The sequence below is a fragment of the Streptomyces sp. NPDC008317 genome (assembly GCF_042955955.1).
In the GTDB taxonomy this organism is placed as follows: domain Bacteria; phylum Actinomycetota; class Actinomycetes; order Streptomycetales; family Streptomycetaceae; genus Actinacidiphila.
Map to the genome: position 1 here is coordinate 253,263 of NZ_JBIBFQ010000007.1, position 17,658 is coordinate 270,920.

A 17,658-nucleotide genomic window follows, 5' to 3' on the forward strand; every position below is an offset into this window, starting at 1 on the left:
GCGCGGATGGATTAGTCCCGAAACTTGACAGAATCCACGGCGCGGTCCGATCATGCGGACATGCCAGACCGACGCGGAGCCGCACTGCACCGACTGCGCGCCGCCCACGAGGCGGCGGTGCTCGGCGAATTGCGGCGCGCGGGAGCGCTGAGCCGCGCGGAGCTGATCGAGCGGCTGGGGCTCTCCCGCACCACCTTGTTCACGATCGTCTCGGACCTGCTCGCCCGCGAGGCCGTCGTCGAGCGGCCGATGACCGCGCCGGACGGCACCTGGGCGGCGGGCTCCGGCGGCGGTACGGGGACGGCCGCCGCGACCGCGTCCGCGGCGGACGGCGCCCCGGACCCGACCGCCGACGCGGGCGCCCGCACCGGCACCAGGCCGCCGAGGGGTCCCGGCCGCCCGGCCATGGCGGTCTCCCTCAACCCGCGCGGCGCGCAGCTCATCGGCATCGGGCTGCTTCCGACCCGCTTGCAGATCGTGATCGCCAACCACGCCCACGAGGTCGTCGCCCGGTCCAGCACCGCGCTGCGGGCGGAGGCCGGACCCGACGAGCGGGTGGCCGCGGTCGTCGCCGCCGTCGGCGAACTGGTCGCGGAGCACGGGGTGAGCCTCGCCCCGGTGACCGGCGTCGGCCTCGGCCTGCCGGGGCCGGTGCGGCGCCCGGACGACGAGCGTCCGCCGGACCCCGCGGACCGGGCGGCCTCCGCGGCCCGGATCGTCGCCGGGCTCGGCGACCACTTCGAGGCGCCGGTGGTCACGGACAACAACACGCGGCTGGCCGCGTTGGCCGAGATCACCTGGGGCGCGGCGCGCGGCCTGTCCGACATCGTGTACCTGCACTGGTCGCAGGGGGTCGGCGGCGGGCTCGTGGTGGACGGCCGACTGGTACGCGGCGCGCACGGCGCGGCGGGCGAGATCGGCCACACCAGTTGCGACCCGCGCGGAGCGGACTGCTACTGCGGGGGCCGCGGCTGCCTGGAGGGCGTGATCGGCATCCCCGCGCTGCTGGCCGAGTGCCGCGCCAGGGGGGCGAGCCTCCGGGACGCGCGCGAACTGGTGGCGCGGGCCGCGTCCGGCGAGCGACCGGCGGCCGACGTCGTGGCCGGGGCCGCGACGGCGGCGGGCCGTGTGCTCGCCGCGCTCGCCGCCCAGACGGACCCCGCGTGCGTGGTGATCGCCGGTGAACTCGCCGCCCTCGGCGCTCCGGTCCTCGACACGGTCCGCGAGCAGCTCACGGCGTTCTCCCTGCCGGCCGCCGCGCGGACCATCCCCGTCAGGGCCTCCACGCTCGGCGACGACGCCGCGGCCCAGGGCGCCGTCGCGATGCTGCTGCACGCGGCGGGCGAGCGGGTCGACGCCCTCGTGGACGGCGGTGCGCCGCCGCCGGGACGCCGCGGCGATCCGGCCGGTGGCACGGGTGACGCCGGTGGTGCCCGGTGACGGCGTGCTGCGGCCCCGGCGGTCACGGCGGAACGGCCGAGGCCGGAGCCGGGACAGGGTCCGAACTCACGCCTCCGCCACGGGACTTCGCCGTTCCCGACCGCCCGCGCGCGGAGGTGCTGCGCGGCATGGTCGCCGTGCCCGCAGGCCCCTATCTGATGGGCGGCGACGACGAGGACGCGTTCCCCGACGACGGCGAGGGGCCGGTGCGCGAGGTGACGGTCAGCGCCTTCCGCATCGACGCGACATGCGTCACCAACTCCCGCTTCGCCGTGTTCGTCAAGGCCACCGGCTACCGCACCCAGGCCGAACTGAGCGGCTGGTCCTACGTCTTCGGCGGCTTCGTGCCTCCGCGGGCGCGGCACGCGGTGCTTCCCGGCCGCGTGCCGGGCGCGCCGTGGTGGCGAGCGGTCTCGGGCGCCTGCTGGCGCTCGCCCGAAGGCCCCGGCACCTCGATCGGGGAGCGCGGCAACCACCCCGTGGTGCACATCTCCTGGCACGACGCCGTCGCCTACGCGGCCTGGGCGGGCAAGCGGCTGCCCACCGAGGCGGAATGGGAGAAGGCCGCACGCGGCGGACTGGTACGGGCCCGCTTCCCCTGGGGGGACGAGCTGACCCCCAACGGGCGGCACCGCTGCAACATCTGGCGCGGCGACTTCCCGGTCCGCAACACCCGCGAGGACGGATATCTGGGCACCGCGCCCGCCAACGCCTTCACTCCCAACGGCTACGGGCTCCACAACGCCTCGGGCAATGTCTGGGAGTGGTGCGCGGACCGGTTCTCCCCCGACTGGCACGCCGCGCCCCGGCCCGAGACACGGGTAGACCCGGTGGGTCCTCCCGTCGGCGACAACCGGGTGCTGCGCGGCGGTTCGTATCTGTGCCACCACTCCTACTGCAACCGCTACCGGGTCGCCGCCCGTACCTCCAACACTCCGGACAGCACCACGGCGCACGGCGGCTTCCGGTGCGCCGTCGACGACTGACCGGCTGAACGACCGCCTTGTCGACCGACTTACCCACTGACCGACCGGCCGGAAGCGAGGGGTCGCCCCGCTTCCGGGGTACGGGCGGCCCGGAGGGCGGACAGCGGTGGTGACCGCTGTCCGCCCCTTCGGACCGTGGTGCCTCCTGTTCCGTGCGCCCGCTACCGGCAGGCGGCCGGGATCAGTAGGACGTGGTGACCGAGGCTCCGCTGAAGCCCTGGACGGCGTAGAGGCTGACGTAGACGTAACCGGCCGCCGGGTTGGTGACGGTCAGGGTGTGGGCGTTGCCGCTGCCGGTGGCCTTGCTGGTGTAGCTGGCGGTCGTGGCCCACCCGGTGTTGCTGTAGTAGAGGTCGGCGTTGCCGGTCCCGCCGGCCGAGGTGATCTTCAGGGTCGTGGTGCCCGCGGGCAGGTAGAGGTACAGGTAGGCGTAGTCGCCGGTGGGCGCCGACAGATTGCCGCGCTTGCAGTTCTTGCCGAGCTGGTTGACGTCGGCGCCGGTGCACTCGGGCGCCGTGCCGCTGCCGACCGTGACCGTCTGCGACGTGGTGTTGGTGGCGCCGCCGTTGTCGGTGACGGTCAGTGTCACGGTGTACGTGCCCGCGGCCGTGTACGTCCTGGACGGGTTGGCGGCGGTGGAGGTGGTGCCGTCACCGAAGTTCCAGGCGCGGGAGGCGATGGTGCCGTCGCTGTCCGTCGACTTGTCGGTGAAGGCGGCGGTCAGATTGCTGACGGTCGAGGTGAAGGCGGCCGTGGGCGCCTGGTTGCCGGGCGGGTTGCCGCCGCCGATGCTGCCGCAGTTCCCCACCGCGCACTTGGTCAGCCAGGCGTCCCAGTCACTGTTGTAGCGCGTGCCGATGGTGCTGGTGAGCAGGGTCTGCGCGGCGGCGTAGTCGCCACTGCGGTAGTCGGCGAGCAGCGCGGTGACGTCCGCCGGGTGCGACTGGAGCATGTAACGCACCGCGAGGTAGCCCCAGTTGTAGACCAGGGTCTGGCCCGAGTCGTAGGTGTTGCCGAAGATCGACCGCAGGGTGTAGCCGTGCGTCGCGGCCTGGTTCTGCGCGTCGGTGTAGACCACGTTGCGGTAGGAGTAGGAGACGTACTCGGCGAAGCCCTCGATCCACCAGATGGTGGTCGGCGTGGCGGTGCTCGCGGTGAAGTCGCCGTAGGTGTCGAACCGGCCGTCGAGGTAGTGCGTGTACTCGTGGTTCAGGTTCCAGATCTGGAAGTCCGGGCGCACCCACTCGGCCTCGTAGGCGATGAAGCGGGGCTGGTTTCCGGCCGCGGCGGGGTCGCCCTCCAGGTACATGCCGCCGTTGTTGGTGTCGATGCCGTACATGGCCCCGGCGTATGTCTGGTAGTCGGTGCTGGAGTTGAAGACCACCACCTCGATGGTGGAGTTGTTGTCGTTGGCGACGGGCCCGCTGTCGTGGACGAGGCCGTGGAAGTACGCGTCCTGGGCGCGCAGGCTGGCGCAGGAGGAGCTGAGCTGAGCGGCGGTCATGTCCTGGGCGAGGATGCGGATGCTGGAACTGCACGTGTAGTTGGACGTGAGCACCGAGCTCTTGAGCCGGTCGGCGAGGTTGCACGTGTCGTAGTACGAGCAGTTGGACGCGTCGTAGTAGCTGGTCATCTCGGCCAGGCCGACCCACAGGGCCGCGGTGGGTCCGGTGATGGCGGTCCGGCTCAGCAGCGCGGCCACCAGCGGGCTGGCCTTGGCGCGCAGGGCCGACTCCTGGAGGAACCGGCCCAGTTCACGCCCGGCGTTGGACGTCAGGTACGCCTGGTCGGTGCTCAGCAGCGCCAGGTGCGAGCCGGCGAAGTTGTACAGCGTGTCCAGCACGCTCGGGTCGGCCACGACGGCCGCGACGAAGTCCGGGAACTGGTGGCCGCGGAACAGCACGGTGTAGACGTTGTTGACGGCGTTGAGCATGTACCAGGACGCGTCGTACGAGCTGTTGTAGCCGTTCAGCAGCCGCTTGACGACGTACAGGTAGCGGGCGTCCTGCTCGGAGCTGTCGATCAGGGTGACGGCCTCGGCGAGGGCCTCGCCGTTGGCGTCGGTGACGTCGCCGGAGTGGGCGCTGGCGAAGAAGGCGTCCAGGGCGCTGCGGATGGCCGTGACCATGGCGGTGCCGTAACTGCCGACCGCCGAGGAGTTGTAGTACTGGACGTAGTAGCCCGCCCGCAGGTAGAGCACGAGCTGCGGCATGCCGGTGCTGCTGTCACCGGGGTAGGCGGCCGAGCCGTCGCGCATGGCGTAGGCGACGGTGGTCATCTGCGCCTCGCGGAAGGCGTTGTAGGCGTCGGTGCCGGTCAGGTTGAACAGCGTGTTGACGCAGTCCGTGGTGGACGCCTTGATCTGGGCGACGAGGGCGCTGCCGGTCCGGCCGGTGAAGTCCGAGGCGTTGCATGTCGCCGCCGCGGTCAGGCCGTTGGCCCTGGCCTTGGCCCGCGCCGCGGCCTTCATGGACGGCGCGGAGTGGCTGACCACCGGCGCCGTCGGCGCGTCGTAGTCCTGCTTGAGCGCGTCCTTGGACGCGGGCAGCGGCGCCCGGTCGGCCGCGCTGAGCGAACCGGCTCCGGTGTGGTCGGACTTCGCCGCGGCGACCGTGGCGGGCTGGGCCGCCGGGCCGGGGCGGGTGGCCGCGGTCCCGGCGGGCTTCGGCTGCGCTGCCGCGGCCCGTTCCGGGTGGATCAGCATGCCGATGCCCAGGCACATGGCCAGGGCGAGTATCAGGAACCCGGTGAGACTTCGTCGTACCGGTTGGGTGTTCACGTGCCGCCTCCCAGCGGTGTGTGCCGCGCTCCGTTGCGCGGCGAGGGGGGATTCGCGGTGCACCCGTCCGGGCCCGCCCGGCACTGTGGGGAGTGGGCGGTGCGGTCCCGGACGGACCGCGAGCCGTGCCTCAGCTTTTGGCATGAGCACGGCTTTCAGGTTGTGCGCCATGTACCATTGCACATGTCACATCGCTTGGGAACCCTGGGTGGAGAACTCGCGAAAACGGCCTGGGGCCACCGGAATTCCGGTGGCCCCAGGCCGTTTCCCCGCTCCCCCGCGCCCAGGAATTCCCCGCGCCCGGACCGCGGGCGGACCGCGCGCAGGCGGACGCGGCGGAGTCGCTCGACCCCGCTGTCCGGCGCACGGAGCAGCCCTGCCGACCTGACCCGTGCCTCGGCCGGTCAGGCGGCCCCGTCAAGCGGTCCGAGCGTGCGGCTCTGTCAAGCGGCGCGGTCGACCGGCCCCGTCAGTCGGCGTGGTCGTGCGGCCCCGTCAATCGGCTCCCTCAATCGGCGTCCGGAAAGTGGCAGGCGACCTGTCGGCGCGGCGGACCGGCCAGTTCGGGGCGGGTGACGCCGCAGATCTCCTGTGCCTTGTGGCAGCGCGGGTGAAAGGCGCAGCCCGACGGCGGCGCCGCGGGACTGGGCGGATCGCCGCGCAGCACGATCCGCTGCCGCACGCGTTCCACCGCCGGGTCGGGTACCGGCACCGCCGACAGCAGCGCCGCGGTGTACGGGTGCGCGGGGCGCTCGTACACCTGGGACTTGTCACCGATCTCGACGACACGGCCGAGGTACATCACCGCCACCCGGTCGCAGACCCGCTTGACGACCGAGAGGTCGTGGGCCACGAACACGTAGGCCAGGCCGAGTTCGTCCTGGAGACGTTCCATCAGGTTGACGATCTGCGCCTGCACCGAGACGTCGAGCGCCGAGACGGGTTCGTCCGCGATGACCAGCCGCGGTTCGGTGGCCAGGGCGCGGGCGATGCCGATCCGCTGCGCCTGCCCGCCGGAGAACTCGTGCGGATACCGGTCGAGGTGTTCGGGCAACAGGCCGACGAGGTCGAGCAGTTCGGCGGCGCGGATCCTGGCCCTGCCTGCCGACGTGCCCTGCGCCAGGAGCGGGTCGGTGACGATACGGGCCACGGTCTGCCGGGGGTTGAGCGAGGAGTACGGGTCCTGGAAGACCATCTGGATGTGCCGCCGCAGCGGCCGGAGCCGCCGCTGGCCCAGATGCGTGATGTCCTGTCCCGCGAACCGGATACTGCCGGCCGTGGGTTCGAGCAGCCGCACCACCATCCGTCCGGTGGTGGACTTGCCGCATCCCGACTCGCCGACCAGCCCCAGCGTCTCACCGGCCGCCAGGTCGAAGCCGACCCCGTCCACCGCGCGCACCGGGGCCGTCGCCCTGCCCAGCCGCCGTCGTCCGGGGAAGGTCTTGACCAGGCCGCGGACCGACAGCAACGGCGGTTCGCCGCCCGGCTCCAGGGCGGGCGGCGGTCCGCCGTCCGCGGCGGCGACGGGTTCGAGGTGCCATCGCCGGTCGGGGGCGGTCCCGGCGCGCTGTCCGTTCGTATCGGCGACGGCCGCCCCCGTACCGGGGCCTGATCCCGTCGCCGGTCGTGCTCGGTCCGTGCGCTTCATCGCGTTTCCTTGACGGTGAGGGGCGGCCCGCTCCGGGCGTCCGCGGGCGGATCGGCGGCGGACCGCGCCGCCGTCGTCAGATGACAGGCGGTCAGATGCGCCGGGCCGGGCGGGGCCGCGGCAGCCTCTCCCTCGTCCCCGGGGACCCGTGGGACCCCGGCGGCCACTCCCCCGCCGCCCTTCCCCGGCGGGGCCGACCCCGCGCCCCGCACCGCCTCCAGGGCCGGGCGCCGGGTGGCACACCGCTCCCGCTCCGGCTCGGACGCGACCGCCGCCCGGGGGCAGCGGGGCAGGAAGGCGCAGCCCTCGGACAGGCTGAGCAGCGAGGGCGGTGAGCCCGGGACGGTACGCAGCGGCGCGTCGTCCGCGTCGTCCAGCCGGGGAAGGGAGTCGAGCAGCCCGCGGGTGTACGGGTGGGCGGGCTCGGCGAACAGCGCGTCCACCGTGGCCTGTTCGGCCGCCCTGCCGCCGTACATCACCAGCACCTCGTGGGCGACGCGGGCCACCACTCCCAGGTCGTGGGTGATCATCACCACCCCCAGACCGCGTTCCTGCTGGATGCGGGCGATGAGTTCGAGGATCTGCGCCTGCACGGTGACGTCCAGCGCGGTGGTCGGCTCGTCGGCGATGAGCAGGTCCGGCTCGCAGGCCAGGGCCATGGCGATCATCACGCGCTGCCGCATGCCGCCGGAGAACTGGTGCGGGTACTCCGCGACCCGCCGGGCGGGTTCGGGGATGCCGACCTCGCCGAGCATCTCCACCGCGCGGCGCCGGGCGACCGCCCGGCCGGAGCGGAAGTGCCGCCGGTGCGCCTCGGCGATCTGCTCCCCCACCGTGTAGTAGGGGTGCAGGCTGGACAGCGGGTCCTGGAAGACCATCGCCATCCGGCGCCCGCGCAGCGCGCTCAGTCGCGCACCGCTCAGACCGGTCAGCTCCCGGCCGCCCAGCGCGATGGAACCGGTGACCTCGGCGTCCTCGTGCAGTCCCATGACCGCGAGCGAGGTGACGGACTTCCCGGAGCCCGACTCCCCGACCAGGCCGAGGGTCCGCCCCTTCTCGACGGTGAAGCCGATGCCGTCGACGGCCCGTACCGGACCGCGCTTGGTGCGGAAGGAGACGGTGAGGCCGTCCACGCGCAACAGCGGCGGCGTGGCCGCGGCGGCGGTGTCCTGGTCCATCTCAGTACCTCACCCTCGGGTCGATGACGGCGTAGAGCAGGTCCACGACGAGGTTCGCGCCGACGATGAAGAAGGCGGCCAGCAGCGTGACGCCGAGGATCACCGGCTGGTCGGAACGGCGGAGCGCGTCGAAGAAGAGCTGTCCGACACCGGGAATGCCGAAGATGCTCTCGGTGATCACGGCGCCCGCCAGCAGGCCGCCGAGGTCCATGCCGAAGAGGGTCAGGACCGGTGTCATCCCGGAGCGCAGCCCGTGCTTGAGCACGACCGTGCGCTCGGGCATGCCCTTGGCCCGCGCGGTCCTGATGTACGGCTGGGCCATCGCCTCGATCATCGAACTGCGGCTCTGGCGGGCGTACATGGCCGCGTACAGCAGGGCCAGGGCGATCCAGGGCAGCAGCAGGTTGGACGCCCAGTGCACGGGGTCGCGGGTGAGGGCCACGTAGGACGGATAGGGCAGCACCCCGGCGATTCGGACCGCTCCCCAGATCAGCACCATGGCGGTGAAGTAGACGGGAAGCGAGGCGGTGGCGACCGCGCCGACCATCAGTCCGCGGTCGGTGAGCGACCCCTTCTTCAGGGCGGCGGTGACTCCCGCGCCCAGCCCGAGGACGAGCCACAGCACGGCCGAGCCGACCGCGAGCGAGACGGACACCGGGAGCCGGTCGGTGAGCAGGCTCCACACCGGCAGCGAGTTCTCGTAGGAGTAGCCGAAGCAGGGGAAGCCGCAGTGCACGGCGTGCGGGCCGCTGCCCAGGTCGCGGCCCGCGAAGATACCGGTGAGGTAGTCCGCGAACTGCCGCCAGACCGGCCGGTCGAGACCCATCATGTGGCGGACCTGCTCGACGCGTTCGGTGCTGCAGGACTTTCCGCAGGCCGCCGCGGCCGGGTCGGCGGGCAGCAGATAGAAGATGGTGAAGGTGATGGCGCAGACGGCGAGCAGCACGCCCGTCACGCCGATCAGCCGGCGGATCACGTAGAGCGTCACGACCGCCCTCCCCGCGGGTCGAGGATGTCGCGCAGGGCGTCGCCCAGGACGGTGAAGGCGAGGACCGCCAGAAAGAGGAAGACGCTGGGGATCACGAAGAACATCGGGTCCGTGTCGTAGTAGACGACGGCCTGGGAGATCATCTGCCCCCAGGACGAGGTGGGGGGCCGCACACCCACGCCCAGGAAGCTGAGCGCCGCCTCGGTGCTGATCATGCCGGGGACGAGCAGGGTGGTGTACGCGATGACCGGCCCCGACACGTTGGGCAGAACCTCGCGGGCCAGGATGCGCGGCGCCGTGGAGCCGCCGACCCGTGCCGCGTCGACGTACTCGCGGTGCCGGAGCGACAGCGTCTCGCCGCGGACGATGCGCGCGATACCGGGCCAGCCGAACAGGCCGATGACGCCGGTCATCAGCGCGACGCGGTTGACGTCCTGGGCCACCGACATCATGGCGATCATGAAGATGAGGGAGGGGAAGGACATGGTCAGGTCCATCAGCCTGCTCAGGACGCTGTCCACCCGCCCGCCGAAGTAACCGGCGGTGATGCCCGCGGCGGTGCCGACGACGACCACGATGGCCGTGGCGGCGAAGGCGATCATCAGCGACACCTGGGCGCCGTACACGACGCGGGCGAACAGGTCGCGTCCGGTGGCGGGTTCGACGCCCAGCCAGTGGTCGGCGCTCATGCCGCCGAACGAACCGCGGGGCATGCCGCCGAGGTAGGGGTCGATGGCGCTCTCGTCGAACTCGTCGGGGCGCCAACCGCCCAGTCGGGCCAGGAGCGGCGCCGCGACGGACACGACGATCAGCACGACGACCGCGACGAGGGAGCAGCGGGCGGCGGGCTCGTGCCACAACTGCCGCCAGGCACGCCGCCACGGGCCGCCGCTGGTGTCAACTAAGCCGCCGGACAGGTGACGTGATGGTTCGTCAGATAGATTCGGATCGGTCGGATGCATCGGATTCGGCAGGTCGGTGGAGCCGCTGGGCCGCGACCGCCCGGCGCGCCGACGCCGGGCGGTCTTCCGCTCTGTGGTCATGCCGGTGGCGCCCTTCACCCCTGGCTCTTAGCGGGGTCCTTGAGACCGATCACCGCGAAGTCGAACTGCCCGGTCCACGCCGAGTGGCCGAACGCGCCCGCCACGTTGGTGCCGACCAGCAGCGGCTTGCGCTGCCACAGCAGCGGTACGGCGGGCGACTTGTGCATGATCGTCGCGTCGAGGCCGATCCAGGCGACCTTGGTCTGGTTGGCGTTGGACATCGCGGCGATCTGGTCCATCCGCCGCTCCACCGCGCTGTCGCGGAACTGCGAGAAGTTGCCCTGGTTGCCCTTGGCCTTGATGGTGCGCCCGTCGAAGACGAAGGGCAGGAAGGTCGAACCCGAGGGGTAGTCGGGACACCAGCCGCTGAGCGTCATGTCGGGTGCGTGGGCGGTGTCACCGACCGTGTCGTAGAAGACGGACGGGTCCACGACGTCGATCCTCACCTTCACCCCGGCCTTGGACAGCGACGCCTGAAGCGCTTCGGCCCTGGTCTTGTCCCCGGTGGCGACGGTGAGCGTGGCGTCCAAGGACGGCTTGCCCGCCTTGGCCAGCAGCTCCTTGGCGCGCGCCGGGTCGCCGGACGGCGGCACGTTGTACACCGGGGCGACGAACCCGCCGGTCAGCAGCGGCGGCAGGTAGTGCGTGGCGATGTCGTTGAGCGCCGGTCCGCCGTCCGCGGTGACCTGCGCCGACCTGTCGACGGCGTACTGCATGGCCTCGCGCACGGTGGGATCGGTGAACGGCCCGCGCGCGGTGTTGAGATAGAGCATGTCCGTGCAGCCGGTCGGCTCGGCGGACAGCCGCTCCCGTACCGACCGGTTCGGCAGCACCTTGGCGACGCTGGCCGCACTGAGATTGGCCCATTCGACGGCCGAGGCGTCCGCGCCCGAGCTCGCGATCAGCCGGTCGTCGATCTGTCCGCCCTGTAGACCCATCGTGACCACGATGCGGTCCGGGTACGCCTTGCGCACCTGGTCGGTCCCGGGGCTCCACCGCGCGTTGCGGACCAGCACCATCTCCTTGCCCCGCTTGTAGCTCTCGATCTTGTACGGGCCGGAGGAGAACGGCCGCAGGTCGTACCGCACCCCGGTCTCGCGGGCCTTCGGGACCGGCGAGAAGGTCGGCAGGGTGACGGTGTACGAGAACTCGGCGACCGGCCGCTTGAGGTGGAAGACGATGGTCCGGTCGTCCGGCGTCCGGATGGAGTCCAGCTCCTTGCCGGTCAGCGGCCCGGTGTAGCCGTCGGTGTCCGCCAGGTACTGCCGGGCGTAGTCGGGGCCGCCGGTCAGATCCGGCGAGAACGACCTCTCGACGTTGTACTTCACGTCCTGCGCCCTGATCGGGGTGCCGTCCTCGTACGTCAGGCCCGGTTTGAGGGTGAAGGTCCACACCCGCCCGTACTCCGAGGAGCGTCCGAGGTCGGTCGCGAGGTCCGGCACGATCGTGCCGCCGGCGGTTCCGGGCGCGGCCTTGAAGGTGGTGAGCGTCCGGTAGAGCAGCCGGGTGCCGAAGTCCATGGTCGGCATGACCCAGTTGCGGGCGGGGTCCAGGTGGTCGAAGTCCTGATTGGACAGCACGGTGAGGGTGCCGCCGCGCTCGGGAGTACCGCCGATGACGGTGCCGGTGGCCACTCCCGGGGCCTTGTGCTCTCCGTCCCTGCTCTTGGTGTCGGCCGAGCAGGACGTCGCGGCGAGGGCCAGCGAGGTCGTTATGCCGATCGCCAACGCGACGCTGATGCGCTTGGTCATGGTGTGTCACTCCGTTGTGAGTTCCCGGCACCGCGACCGCCTTCAAGGGGTGAGAAAAGGGCGGCCGCCAGGACACCTGTGCGATGTGACTCGTAACATAGTAATGTGACATTGCATTGACAAGCCGTCAGCTCTCTCGTTACCGATCCGTGCCTCACCCTCCTCGTTCGCCCTGTTCGGCCTCTTTCCTCGTTCGCGCACCGACCCGAAGGAGTCGCGCACCGATGACCGAACCCACCACCCCACCGCACACCGGCAGCCACGATCTGCCGGTGTCCTCCGCTCTGGGCGACTTCATGGCCACCGCCTGGGCGCCCAGCCCTCTCCCGCCGGAAACCCGGTTGCCCGCAGAGGAGTTGACGACCGGTCGCCGCGCCCGGCTGTCCGCCCGGTTCCCCGGCGAGCGGCTGATCATTCCGGCGGGACGGCTCGCCGTACGGTCCAACGACACCGACTACCGCTTCCGCCCGCACACGGCGTACGCCTGGCTGACCGGCTTCACCGGCGAGGACCAGCCGGGGAACGTCCTGCTGATGGAGCCGGCGGGCAGCGGCCATCAGGCCGTGCTGTACCTGCGGCCCCGCTCGCCCCGTACCGGCCAGGAGTTCTACCGGGACCGCCGTTACGGCGAGTTCTGGGTCGGCCGACGTCCCGACCTCGACGAGGCCGCCGCCCTCAGCGGGCTGCGCTGCGAGCACCTGGACGACCTGGTCAAGCCGCTGACCGGAGCCTCCCCTCCGGTCCGGCTGCTGACCGGAGTGGACCCGGCCGTCGAGGAGTTGGTCGGCTCCGGGAACCACCCGTCCACCGGTGACGCGGAGTTGGCGACCGTCCTCGCCGAACTCCGGCTGGTCAAGGACCCCTGGGAAGTCAGCCAACTGCAACTCGCCGTCCACCACACGACGAGCGGCTTCGAGGACGTGGTCAGGGCGCTGCCCCAGGCGCTGCGGCACCCGCGCGGCGAGCGCTGGATCGAGGGAGTGTTCGCCCTGCGGGCGCGCGCCGAGGGCAACGGGGTCGGCTACGAGACCATCGCCGCCTCCGGCGCGCACGCCTGCGTCCTGCACTGGATACGCAACGACGGCCCGCTGGACCCCGCGGGACTGCTGCTCCTGGACGCGGGAGTGGAGACCGACACCCTCTACACCGCCGACATCACCCGCACCCTGCCGCTGTCCGGCCGCTACTCACCGGCCCAGCGCACCGCGTACGAACTGGTGCTGGCGGCGCAGGAGGCGGGCATCGCCGCGCTGCGCCCGGGGGCGCGCTTCCGCGACTTCCACCTGGCCGCGATGCGGGTCATCACCGAGGGGCTGTACGACTGGGGCGTCCTGAAGATCCCGCCGGAACAGGCGCTGAGCCCCGACAGCGGCGTGTACCGCCGCTGGACGCTGTGCAGCAGTGGTCACATGCTCGGCATGGACGTGCACGACTGCGCGCGCGCACGGGCCGAGACGTATCTCGACGGCGTTCTGGAGGAGGGGCAGGTGCTCACCGTCGAGCCCGGACTGTATCTCCAGCCGGACGACGAGACGCTGCCGCGCGAACTGCGCGGCATGGGCCTGCGGATCGAGGACGACCTGGTGATCACCGCCGACGGCGCGAGGCTCATGTCCGGTGCGCTGCCACGGACCCCCGACGCGATCGAGGAGTGGATGGGCGGACTCCTCAACCCCTGAGCGGTCGGGGTCGGCGTCCGGCGGCGACGCCCGCCGGACGCTCCCGTCGGTGACGGCCTCGTCCGCTGCCGGGCGACGCCCCGGACCGTACGTCAGGCCATCCCGTACGTCTGGCCATCCCGCACGTCAGGCGATCCCGTACGTCGGGCCATCCCGTACGTCAGGCGGTCCCGAGCTGGAGTCCGTTGGGCGCGGTCGCCGCCCCCTCGGCGCCGTCCGCCCACAGTGAGCGAACGTGGCCCAGGTGGCGGCTGATGCACTCCTGCGCGCCCTCGGAGTCGCGGGCGAGCATGAGGTCGAGCAGTTCGATGTGCTCCTGGGCGGACGCCACCAGTCGACCGGTCTCGTCGAGCCAGTTCAGCCCGTACAGCCGAGAACGTTTCCGTAGGTCGCTCACGACCTCCACCAGATGGCCGTTCCCGGCCAGGGCGAGCAGTCCGAGATGGAACCGGCGGTCGGCCTCCAGATAACCGATCAGGTCGTGTCCCCGGGCCGTCTCCACGATCTCCAGGGCGAGCGGTCGCAGCGCTTCCAGCTGCTCGGGGGTGGCCACCGCGGTGGCCCGCCCGATGGTGGGGACCTCGATCAGCGCGCGGATCTCGGTGTACTCGTCGAGATCGCGTTCGGTGATCTCGGTGATACGGAAGCCCTTGTTCCGCACCGCCTCGACGAGTCCCTCCTTGGCGAGGTCGAGCATCGCCTCGCGGACCGGGGTGGCCGAGACGCCCAACTCGGCGGCCAGAATGGGCGCGGAATACACCGCACCGGGCCGCAGTTCGCCCGCGATGAGAGCGGCACGCAGAGCGTTGGCCACCTGGTCGCGCAAGTGCTCCCGTACGGGAATGACGCCGCGCGACGACAAATGAGCCATGACCGATCCTCCAGACACACGAACTCCCAGCATACAATGTGACGTTGCCCTACAGGGAGGGACCGGGTTCCGGATCCGGAGTCCCGCCGGGCCGTGAGCCCGGCGGGGACGGGCGCCGCGGCAGCGGTCAGCCGCCGACGGTCCGCCAGAAGCCGCACTGGTGTTCCCGGGCGAGGTCGACCGGCTCCGTCTTCCCCGCTTGCAGGGACTGGACGTGCCGGCCGGTGCCGAAGCGCGGCCAGGGCGCCGTGCCGGGGCCGTTCGGATCGCCCGTGTGGGCGAACTGGGCCCAGTAGCGGATCATCGTGTCGGCGAGTCGGCGCTGGGCGGGGGTGGCCGGACCGGGGAGCTGCTCGTCGGCGAAGAGATACTGCAACTCGCTGCCGTGGAACGCTCCGGTGGGGAAGTCGGGCTTCTTGAGGGTGCTAAACCAGGGTGCCTCGTCGTCGGCGAACTCGTAGGCGTAGGTCGGCACGTGCTGGTCCAGGGCCCGGTCCCGGTCGAGGACGGTGCACCCCCAGGCCCAGTCGGTGACGACGGCGGACAGCGCCTCGCCGGGGGACGTGAAGCGGTCGGCGGGGTAGCGGGCCAGGACGCGGGCCGCGTCGGCCGGGGTGAACAGTGTCCGGATCTGCTGCCGGTAGTCGGCGTCGGTCGTCGTCCGGCCGGTCACGGCTTCGATGGCCGCGGTGAACAGCCGGTGTTCGTCCCGGGTCGTTCCCTGGATGACGGGGACCCGGTTGAAGTGGCCGGTGGCGAACGCCTGTTCCGGGCTCACGGGCAGTACGCCGCCGCCGACCGTCGGCCCTGACCCGACTCCGTCGTCGGACCACTTGAGGAGTTCGTTCACGGGTGCGGCGCGCAGACAGGCCGCCGCTGTCCGGAGGTCGGAGCAGCCGACCTTTGCCGCGACGTCGAGTCCGTGCCGCTCGCGCTCCGCGCGCGGCAGCGGGAACCAGGTGGGCGGGCCCGGTGACCAGTTGCGTCCCGTGCACTCGGCGCTTTGCAGGATCGCCCTCTGGAACAGGCCCGTTGACCCCGGCGCGACGAGATGCGCGCAGACGCTGGTGCCGCCGGCCGACTCGCCGAAGAGCGTGACGTTCGCCGGGTCGCCGCCGAATGCCGCCGCGTTGCGCTTCACCCAGCGCAACGCCGCCTGCTGGTCCTCCAGTCCGAAGTTGCCCGACAGGTGCGCGGCCGGGCCGTGGTCGAGGGCGGGATGGTCGAGGAATCCGAAGACACCGAGCCGGTAGTTGACGCTGACCACGACCACCTTGCCCTGACTGGCCAGGCGCTGTGCGTCGTAGAGGCTTCCGGCGCCGTTGATGAAGCCGTTGCCGTGGATCCACACCATCACCGGCAGCTCGCGGGCGCCGCCGCCCGCGGGCGTGGTGACGTTCAGGTAGAGGCAGTCCTCGCTGTTGCTCTGCTCGTCGATGAGCCCCGCCGACTGTGCGCATCGGTTGCCGGGCTCGGTCGCGGTCCGTATGCCGGGCCAGGACGCGGCCGGTTGGGGCGACGCCCAGCGCAACCGCCCGACCGGCGGGGCGGCGTAAGGAATCCCCTGGAACATCCGGGTGTCCGCGCCGAGGCGGCCTTCGACCAGGCCGGTGTCCGTCCTGACCACGGTGGCGGGACCGCCTCGGCCGCCCTCCGCACGCTGGGCCGGCCGCGCGTGTCCGGCGGCGCAGCCGGTCATGGCGCAGCCGGTCATGACGGCGCCGAGCAGAGCGGTCAGCAGGGCCCGTAGGCGCGGTCGCGCCCTGACCTGTGGCCTGCGACGTCCTGGGGCGCGGTTCTGACCTGGGGGATTCATCGGCGTTCACATCCTCAAACAATTCGTGTGTGGTCCACACTAATATAAAGTGTGAGGCGCCCACAAAGTCAATTTCCCCCGGGGACGAGACATGGAGATGAGCCCGATGACGACCGGTGACGACGAGGCGCTGCCGCCCGGCCTCGCCCAGGCGTGGGGACTGGCCCCCAAGACGGGACGGCTGGGCCGGAAGCCCTCGCAGAGCGTGGAGGGAATCGTCGAAGCGACGGTCGCGCTGGCCGACGCGGAAGGCTTCGCGGCCCTGTCCATGCCGAACATCGCCAGGCGGGTGAGACTCACCGCCAACGCGGTCTACCGGTACGTCAGCTCGCGGGACGAGCTGCTGGTGCTCGTCGCTGAGACCGCGTGGGGCCCGGCGCCGGAGCTGGAAACCGGCGCGGACCAGTGGCGAGCGGCTGCCGCCCGTTGGACCAGGGCGATGATCGGGCGTTGCGACACGCACCCGTGGCTGCCCGACCTGCCCATCCGCGGGGCGCCCGCGACCCCGAACCTGCTGCGCTGGACGGAAGTGCTGCTCGAAGCGCTCACCGGGGCCGGGCTGAGCACCGCCGAATCGCTAGGGTGCGCGCTGCTGCTCGACGGCTACGCGCGGCGCATCGCCGCCGCCCGCCGCGACGTGCGCGACAGCACCGCGGCGCCGGTGCAGTCGGCCGCCGTGGCGCGCTTCCTTCAGCCGCTCCTGCACGAGCACGGATATCCCATCCTCGCGGCCATGATGGAGCGCGAGGAATACGACGACGACATCGCTGACGACGACGTGGACTTCGGCCTGACCCGGATCCTGGACGGAATCGAGGTCCTGATCACCCGGCGGACGACGGCCCGCTGAACGTCAGCGCGGCTGCGCGCCGGGGGCGCGGGGCGCGAGGGCGGGGCGGGGCGCCGCGGACGGGGCAGCGGCGGCGGCCTCGCGGTCGGCCTGTTCGGGGTGACGGCTGCGCCAGTACGGGTTGTCGTGCGGGAGGCGGCTGCTGACGCGGCCGTACATCCCGAACGTGATGATGAGCAGGCCCATCACGAAGCTGAAGATGACATTGGGCATACGGAAGTTCAGCACGTTCGCCGACCGGTCCAGGACGGCGAGATTGACGAAGCCGCTCAGGAGGAACAGGGCGCCGACGGTCATGTTCAAGGTGGAGGCGAAGTTACCGCCGACGATGCCGCCGAGGATCAGGGCGGCGCCCACCACCAGGGAGATCACGCTCAGCGCGCCGTTGGTGCTCAGACCGGCGACTTTGGACCCGTGGGTGTCGAAGAAGCCCAGCGCGTCAGCGAACCCGAGTGCTCCGAAGACGATCAGCACCAGGCCGCAGAAGGCGGCGCCGAAGCGGTAGACGGTGGCCAGGTGGTGATCGTGCGGGAGTTCGTCCTGCAGCTTCATCGCCGTCTCCTCTGTGGGGCGGGCAGATCCGTATGTCGCGGATGCACTGCTTTCACACACTCCAGGGTGGCCCTTTT

13 protein-coding genes are annotated in these 17,658 nt (G+C 71.6%); 4 read left to right on the plus strand and 9 right to left on the minus strand.

Features of this window, described 5'->3' with window-relative positions; translation table 11 throughout:
• Positions 1-60: 60 nt before the first annotated feature.
• Together ACFY9V_RS23775 and ACFY9V_RS23780 are read left to right on the plus strand one after the other, a co-directional pair.
• A complete protein-coding gene (locus ACFY9V_RS23775; RefSeq protein ID WP_391162803.1) occupies positions 61-1,440 on the plus strand; it encodes an ROK family protein in 1,380 nt (459 codons plus the stop codon).
• Positions 1,437-2,426, plus strand: coding sequence for an SUMF1/EgtB/PvdO family nonheme iron enzyme (locus tag ACFY9V_RS23780; RefSeq protein ID WP_391162804.1), 990 nt, complete (start codon positions 1,437-1,439; stop codon positions 2,424-2,426). Before ACFY9V_RS23775 ends, ACFY9V_RS23780 begins: the two co-directional genes overlap by 4 nt.
• A gap of 181 nt (positions 2,427-2,607) precedes the next feature.
• On the opposite strand, the gene ACFY9V_RS23785 is transcribed toward ACFY9V_RS23780, so the two are convergent.
• From ACFY9V_RS23785 to ACFY9V_RS23810, 6 genes are all read right to left on the minus strand, one after another.
• Positions 2,608-5,148, minus strand: coding sequence for a collagenase (locus ACFY9V_RS23785; RefSeq protein ID WP_391162939.1), 2,541 nt, complete (start codon positions 5,146-5,148; stop codon positions 2,608-2,610).
• A 565-nt stretch (positions 5,149-5,713) separates the two neighbouring features.
• Positions 5,714-6,853, minus strand: a complete 1,140-nt coding sequence (locus ACFY9V_RS23790; protein WP_391162805.1) for an oligopeptide/dipeptide ABC transporter ATP-binding protein — start codon at positions 6,851-6,853, stop codon at positions 5,714-5,716.
• Positions 6,850-8,031 (minus strand): oligopeptide/dipeptide ABC transporter ATP-binding protein, encoded by a 1,182-nt coding sequence (locus ACFY9V_RS23795; RefSeq protein ID WP_391162806.1) that lies wholly within the window; start codon positions 8,029-8,031, stop codon positions 6,850-6,852. Before ACFY9V_RS23795 ends, ACFY9V_RS23790 begins: the two co-directional genes overlap by 4 nt.
• 1 nt (position 8,032) lies before the next feature.
• A complete protein-coding gene (locus tag ACFY9V_RS23800) occupies positions 8,033-9,019 on the minus strand; it encodes an ABC transporter permease (protein ID WP_355335283.1) in 987 nt (328 codons plus the stop codon).
• Positions 9,016-9,993, minus strand: coding sequence for an ABC transporter permease subunit (locus tag ACFY9V_RS23805; RefSeq protein WP_391162940.1), 978 nt, complete (start codon positions 9,991-9,993; stop codon positions 9,016-9,018). The genes ACFY9V_RS23800 and ACFY9V_RS23805 overlap by 4 nt, the downstream gene beginning before the upstream one ends.
• 83 nt (positions 9,994-10,076) lie before the next feature.
• On the minus strand, positions 10,077-11,813 hold the full coding sequence (locus ACFY9V_RS23810; protein WP_391162807.1) for an ABC transporter substrate-binding protein: 1,737 nt from the start codon (positions 11,811-11,813) through the stop codon (positions 10,077-10,079).
• 224 nt (positions 11,814-12,037) lie between these two features.
• Between ACFY9V_RS23810 and ACFY9V_RS23815 the strand changes: the two genes are divergently transcribed.
• The gene (locus ACFY9V_RS23815; RefSeq protein WP_391162808.1) at positions 12,038-13,492 is read left to right on the plus strand and encodes an aminopeptidase P N-terminal domain-containing protein; all 1,455 of its coding nucleotides are present in this window, start codon (positions 12,038-12,040) and stop codon (positions 13,490-13,492) included.
• 160 nt (positions 13,493-13,652) lie between these two features.
• Here ACFY9V_RS23815 and ACFY9V_RS23820 read toward each other — a convergent pair whose 3' ends face one another.
• Positions 13,653-14,363, minus strand: coding sequence for a GntR family transcriptional regulator (locus tag ACFY9V_RS23820; RefSeq protein WP_355335293.1), 711 nt, complete (start codon positions 14,361-14,363; stop codon positions 13,653-13,655).
• A gap of 127 nt (positions 14,364-14,490) precedes the next feature.
• Positions 14,491-16,179 (minus strand): carboxylesterase family protein, encoded by a 1,689-nt coding sequence (locus ACFY9V_RS23825; protein WP_391162809.1) that lies wholly within the window; start codon positions 16,177-16,179, stop codon positions 14,491-14,493.
• A 106-nt stretch (positions 16,180-16,285) separates the two neighbouring features.
• Here ACFY9V_RS23825 and ACFY9V_RS23830 point away from each other — a divergent pair, with 106 nt between their 5' ends.
• The gene (locus tag ACFY9V_RS23830) at positions 16,286-17,029 is read left to right on the plus strand and encodes a TetR/AcrR family transcriptional regulator C-terminal domain-containing protein (protein WP_391162811.1); all 744 of its coding nucleotides are present in this window, start codon (positions 16,286-16,288) and stop codon (positions 17,027-17,029) included.
• A 3-nt stretch (positions 17,030-17,032) separates the two neighbouring features.
• Here the strand turns inward: ACFY9V_RS23830 and ACFY9V_RS23835 are convergent, their stop codons facing one another.
• Entirely contained in the window at positions 17,033-17,581 is a 549-nt protein-coding gene (locus ACFY9V_RS23835; protein WP_391162812.1) for a DUF4383 domain-containing protein, read from the minus strand.
• Positions 17,582-17,658: the final 77 nt, after the last annotated feature.

Coding starts and splice junctions, on each gene's coding strand:
- ACFY9V_RS23775 (WP_391162803.1), top strand. CDS start 61: ATGCCAGACCGACGCGGAGCCGCACTGCACCGACTGCGCGCCGCCCAC.
- ACFY9V_RS23785 (WP_391162939.1), bottom strand. CDS start 5,148: ATGTGCCTGGGCATCGGCATGCTGATCCACCCGGAACGGGCCGCGGCA.
- ACFY9V_RS23790 (WP_391162805.1), bottom strand. CDS start 6,853: ATGAAGCGCACGGACCGAGCACGACCGGCGACGGGATCAGGCCCCGGT.
- ACFY9V_RS23795 (WP_391162806.1), bottom strand. CDS start 8,031: ATGGACCAGGACACCGCCGCCGCGGCCACGCCGCCGCTGTTGCGCGTG.
- ACFY9V_RS23810 (WP_391162807.1), bottom strand. CDS start 11,813: ATGACCAAGCGCATCAGCGTCGCGTTGGCGATCGGCATAACGACCTCG.
- ACFY9V_RS23815 (WP_391162808.1), top strand. CDS start 12,038: ATGACCGAACCCACCACCCCACCGCACACCGGCAGCCACGATCTGCCG.
- ACFY9V_RS23820 (WP_355335293.1), bottom strand. CDS start 14,363: ATGGCTCATTTGTCGTCGCGCGGCGTCATTCCCGTACGGGAGCACTTG.
- ACFY9V_RS23825 (WP_391162809.1), bottom strand. CDS start 16,179: ATGAATCCCCCAGGTCAGAACCGCGCCCCAGGACGTCGCAGGCCACAG.
- ACFY9V_RS23830 (WP_391162811.1), top strand. CDS start 16,286: ATGACGACCGGTGACGACGAGGCGCTGCCGCCCGGCCTCGCCCAGGCG.
- ACFY9V_RS23835 (WP_391162812.1), bottom strand. CDS start 17,581: ATGAAGCTGCAGGACGAACTCCCGCACGATCACCACCTGGCCACCGTC.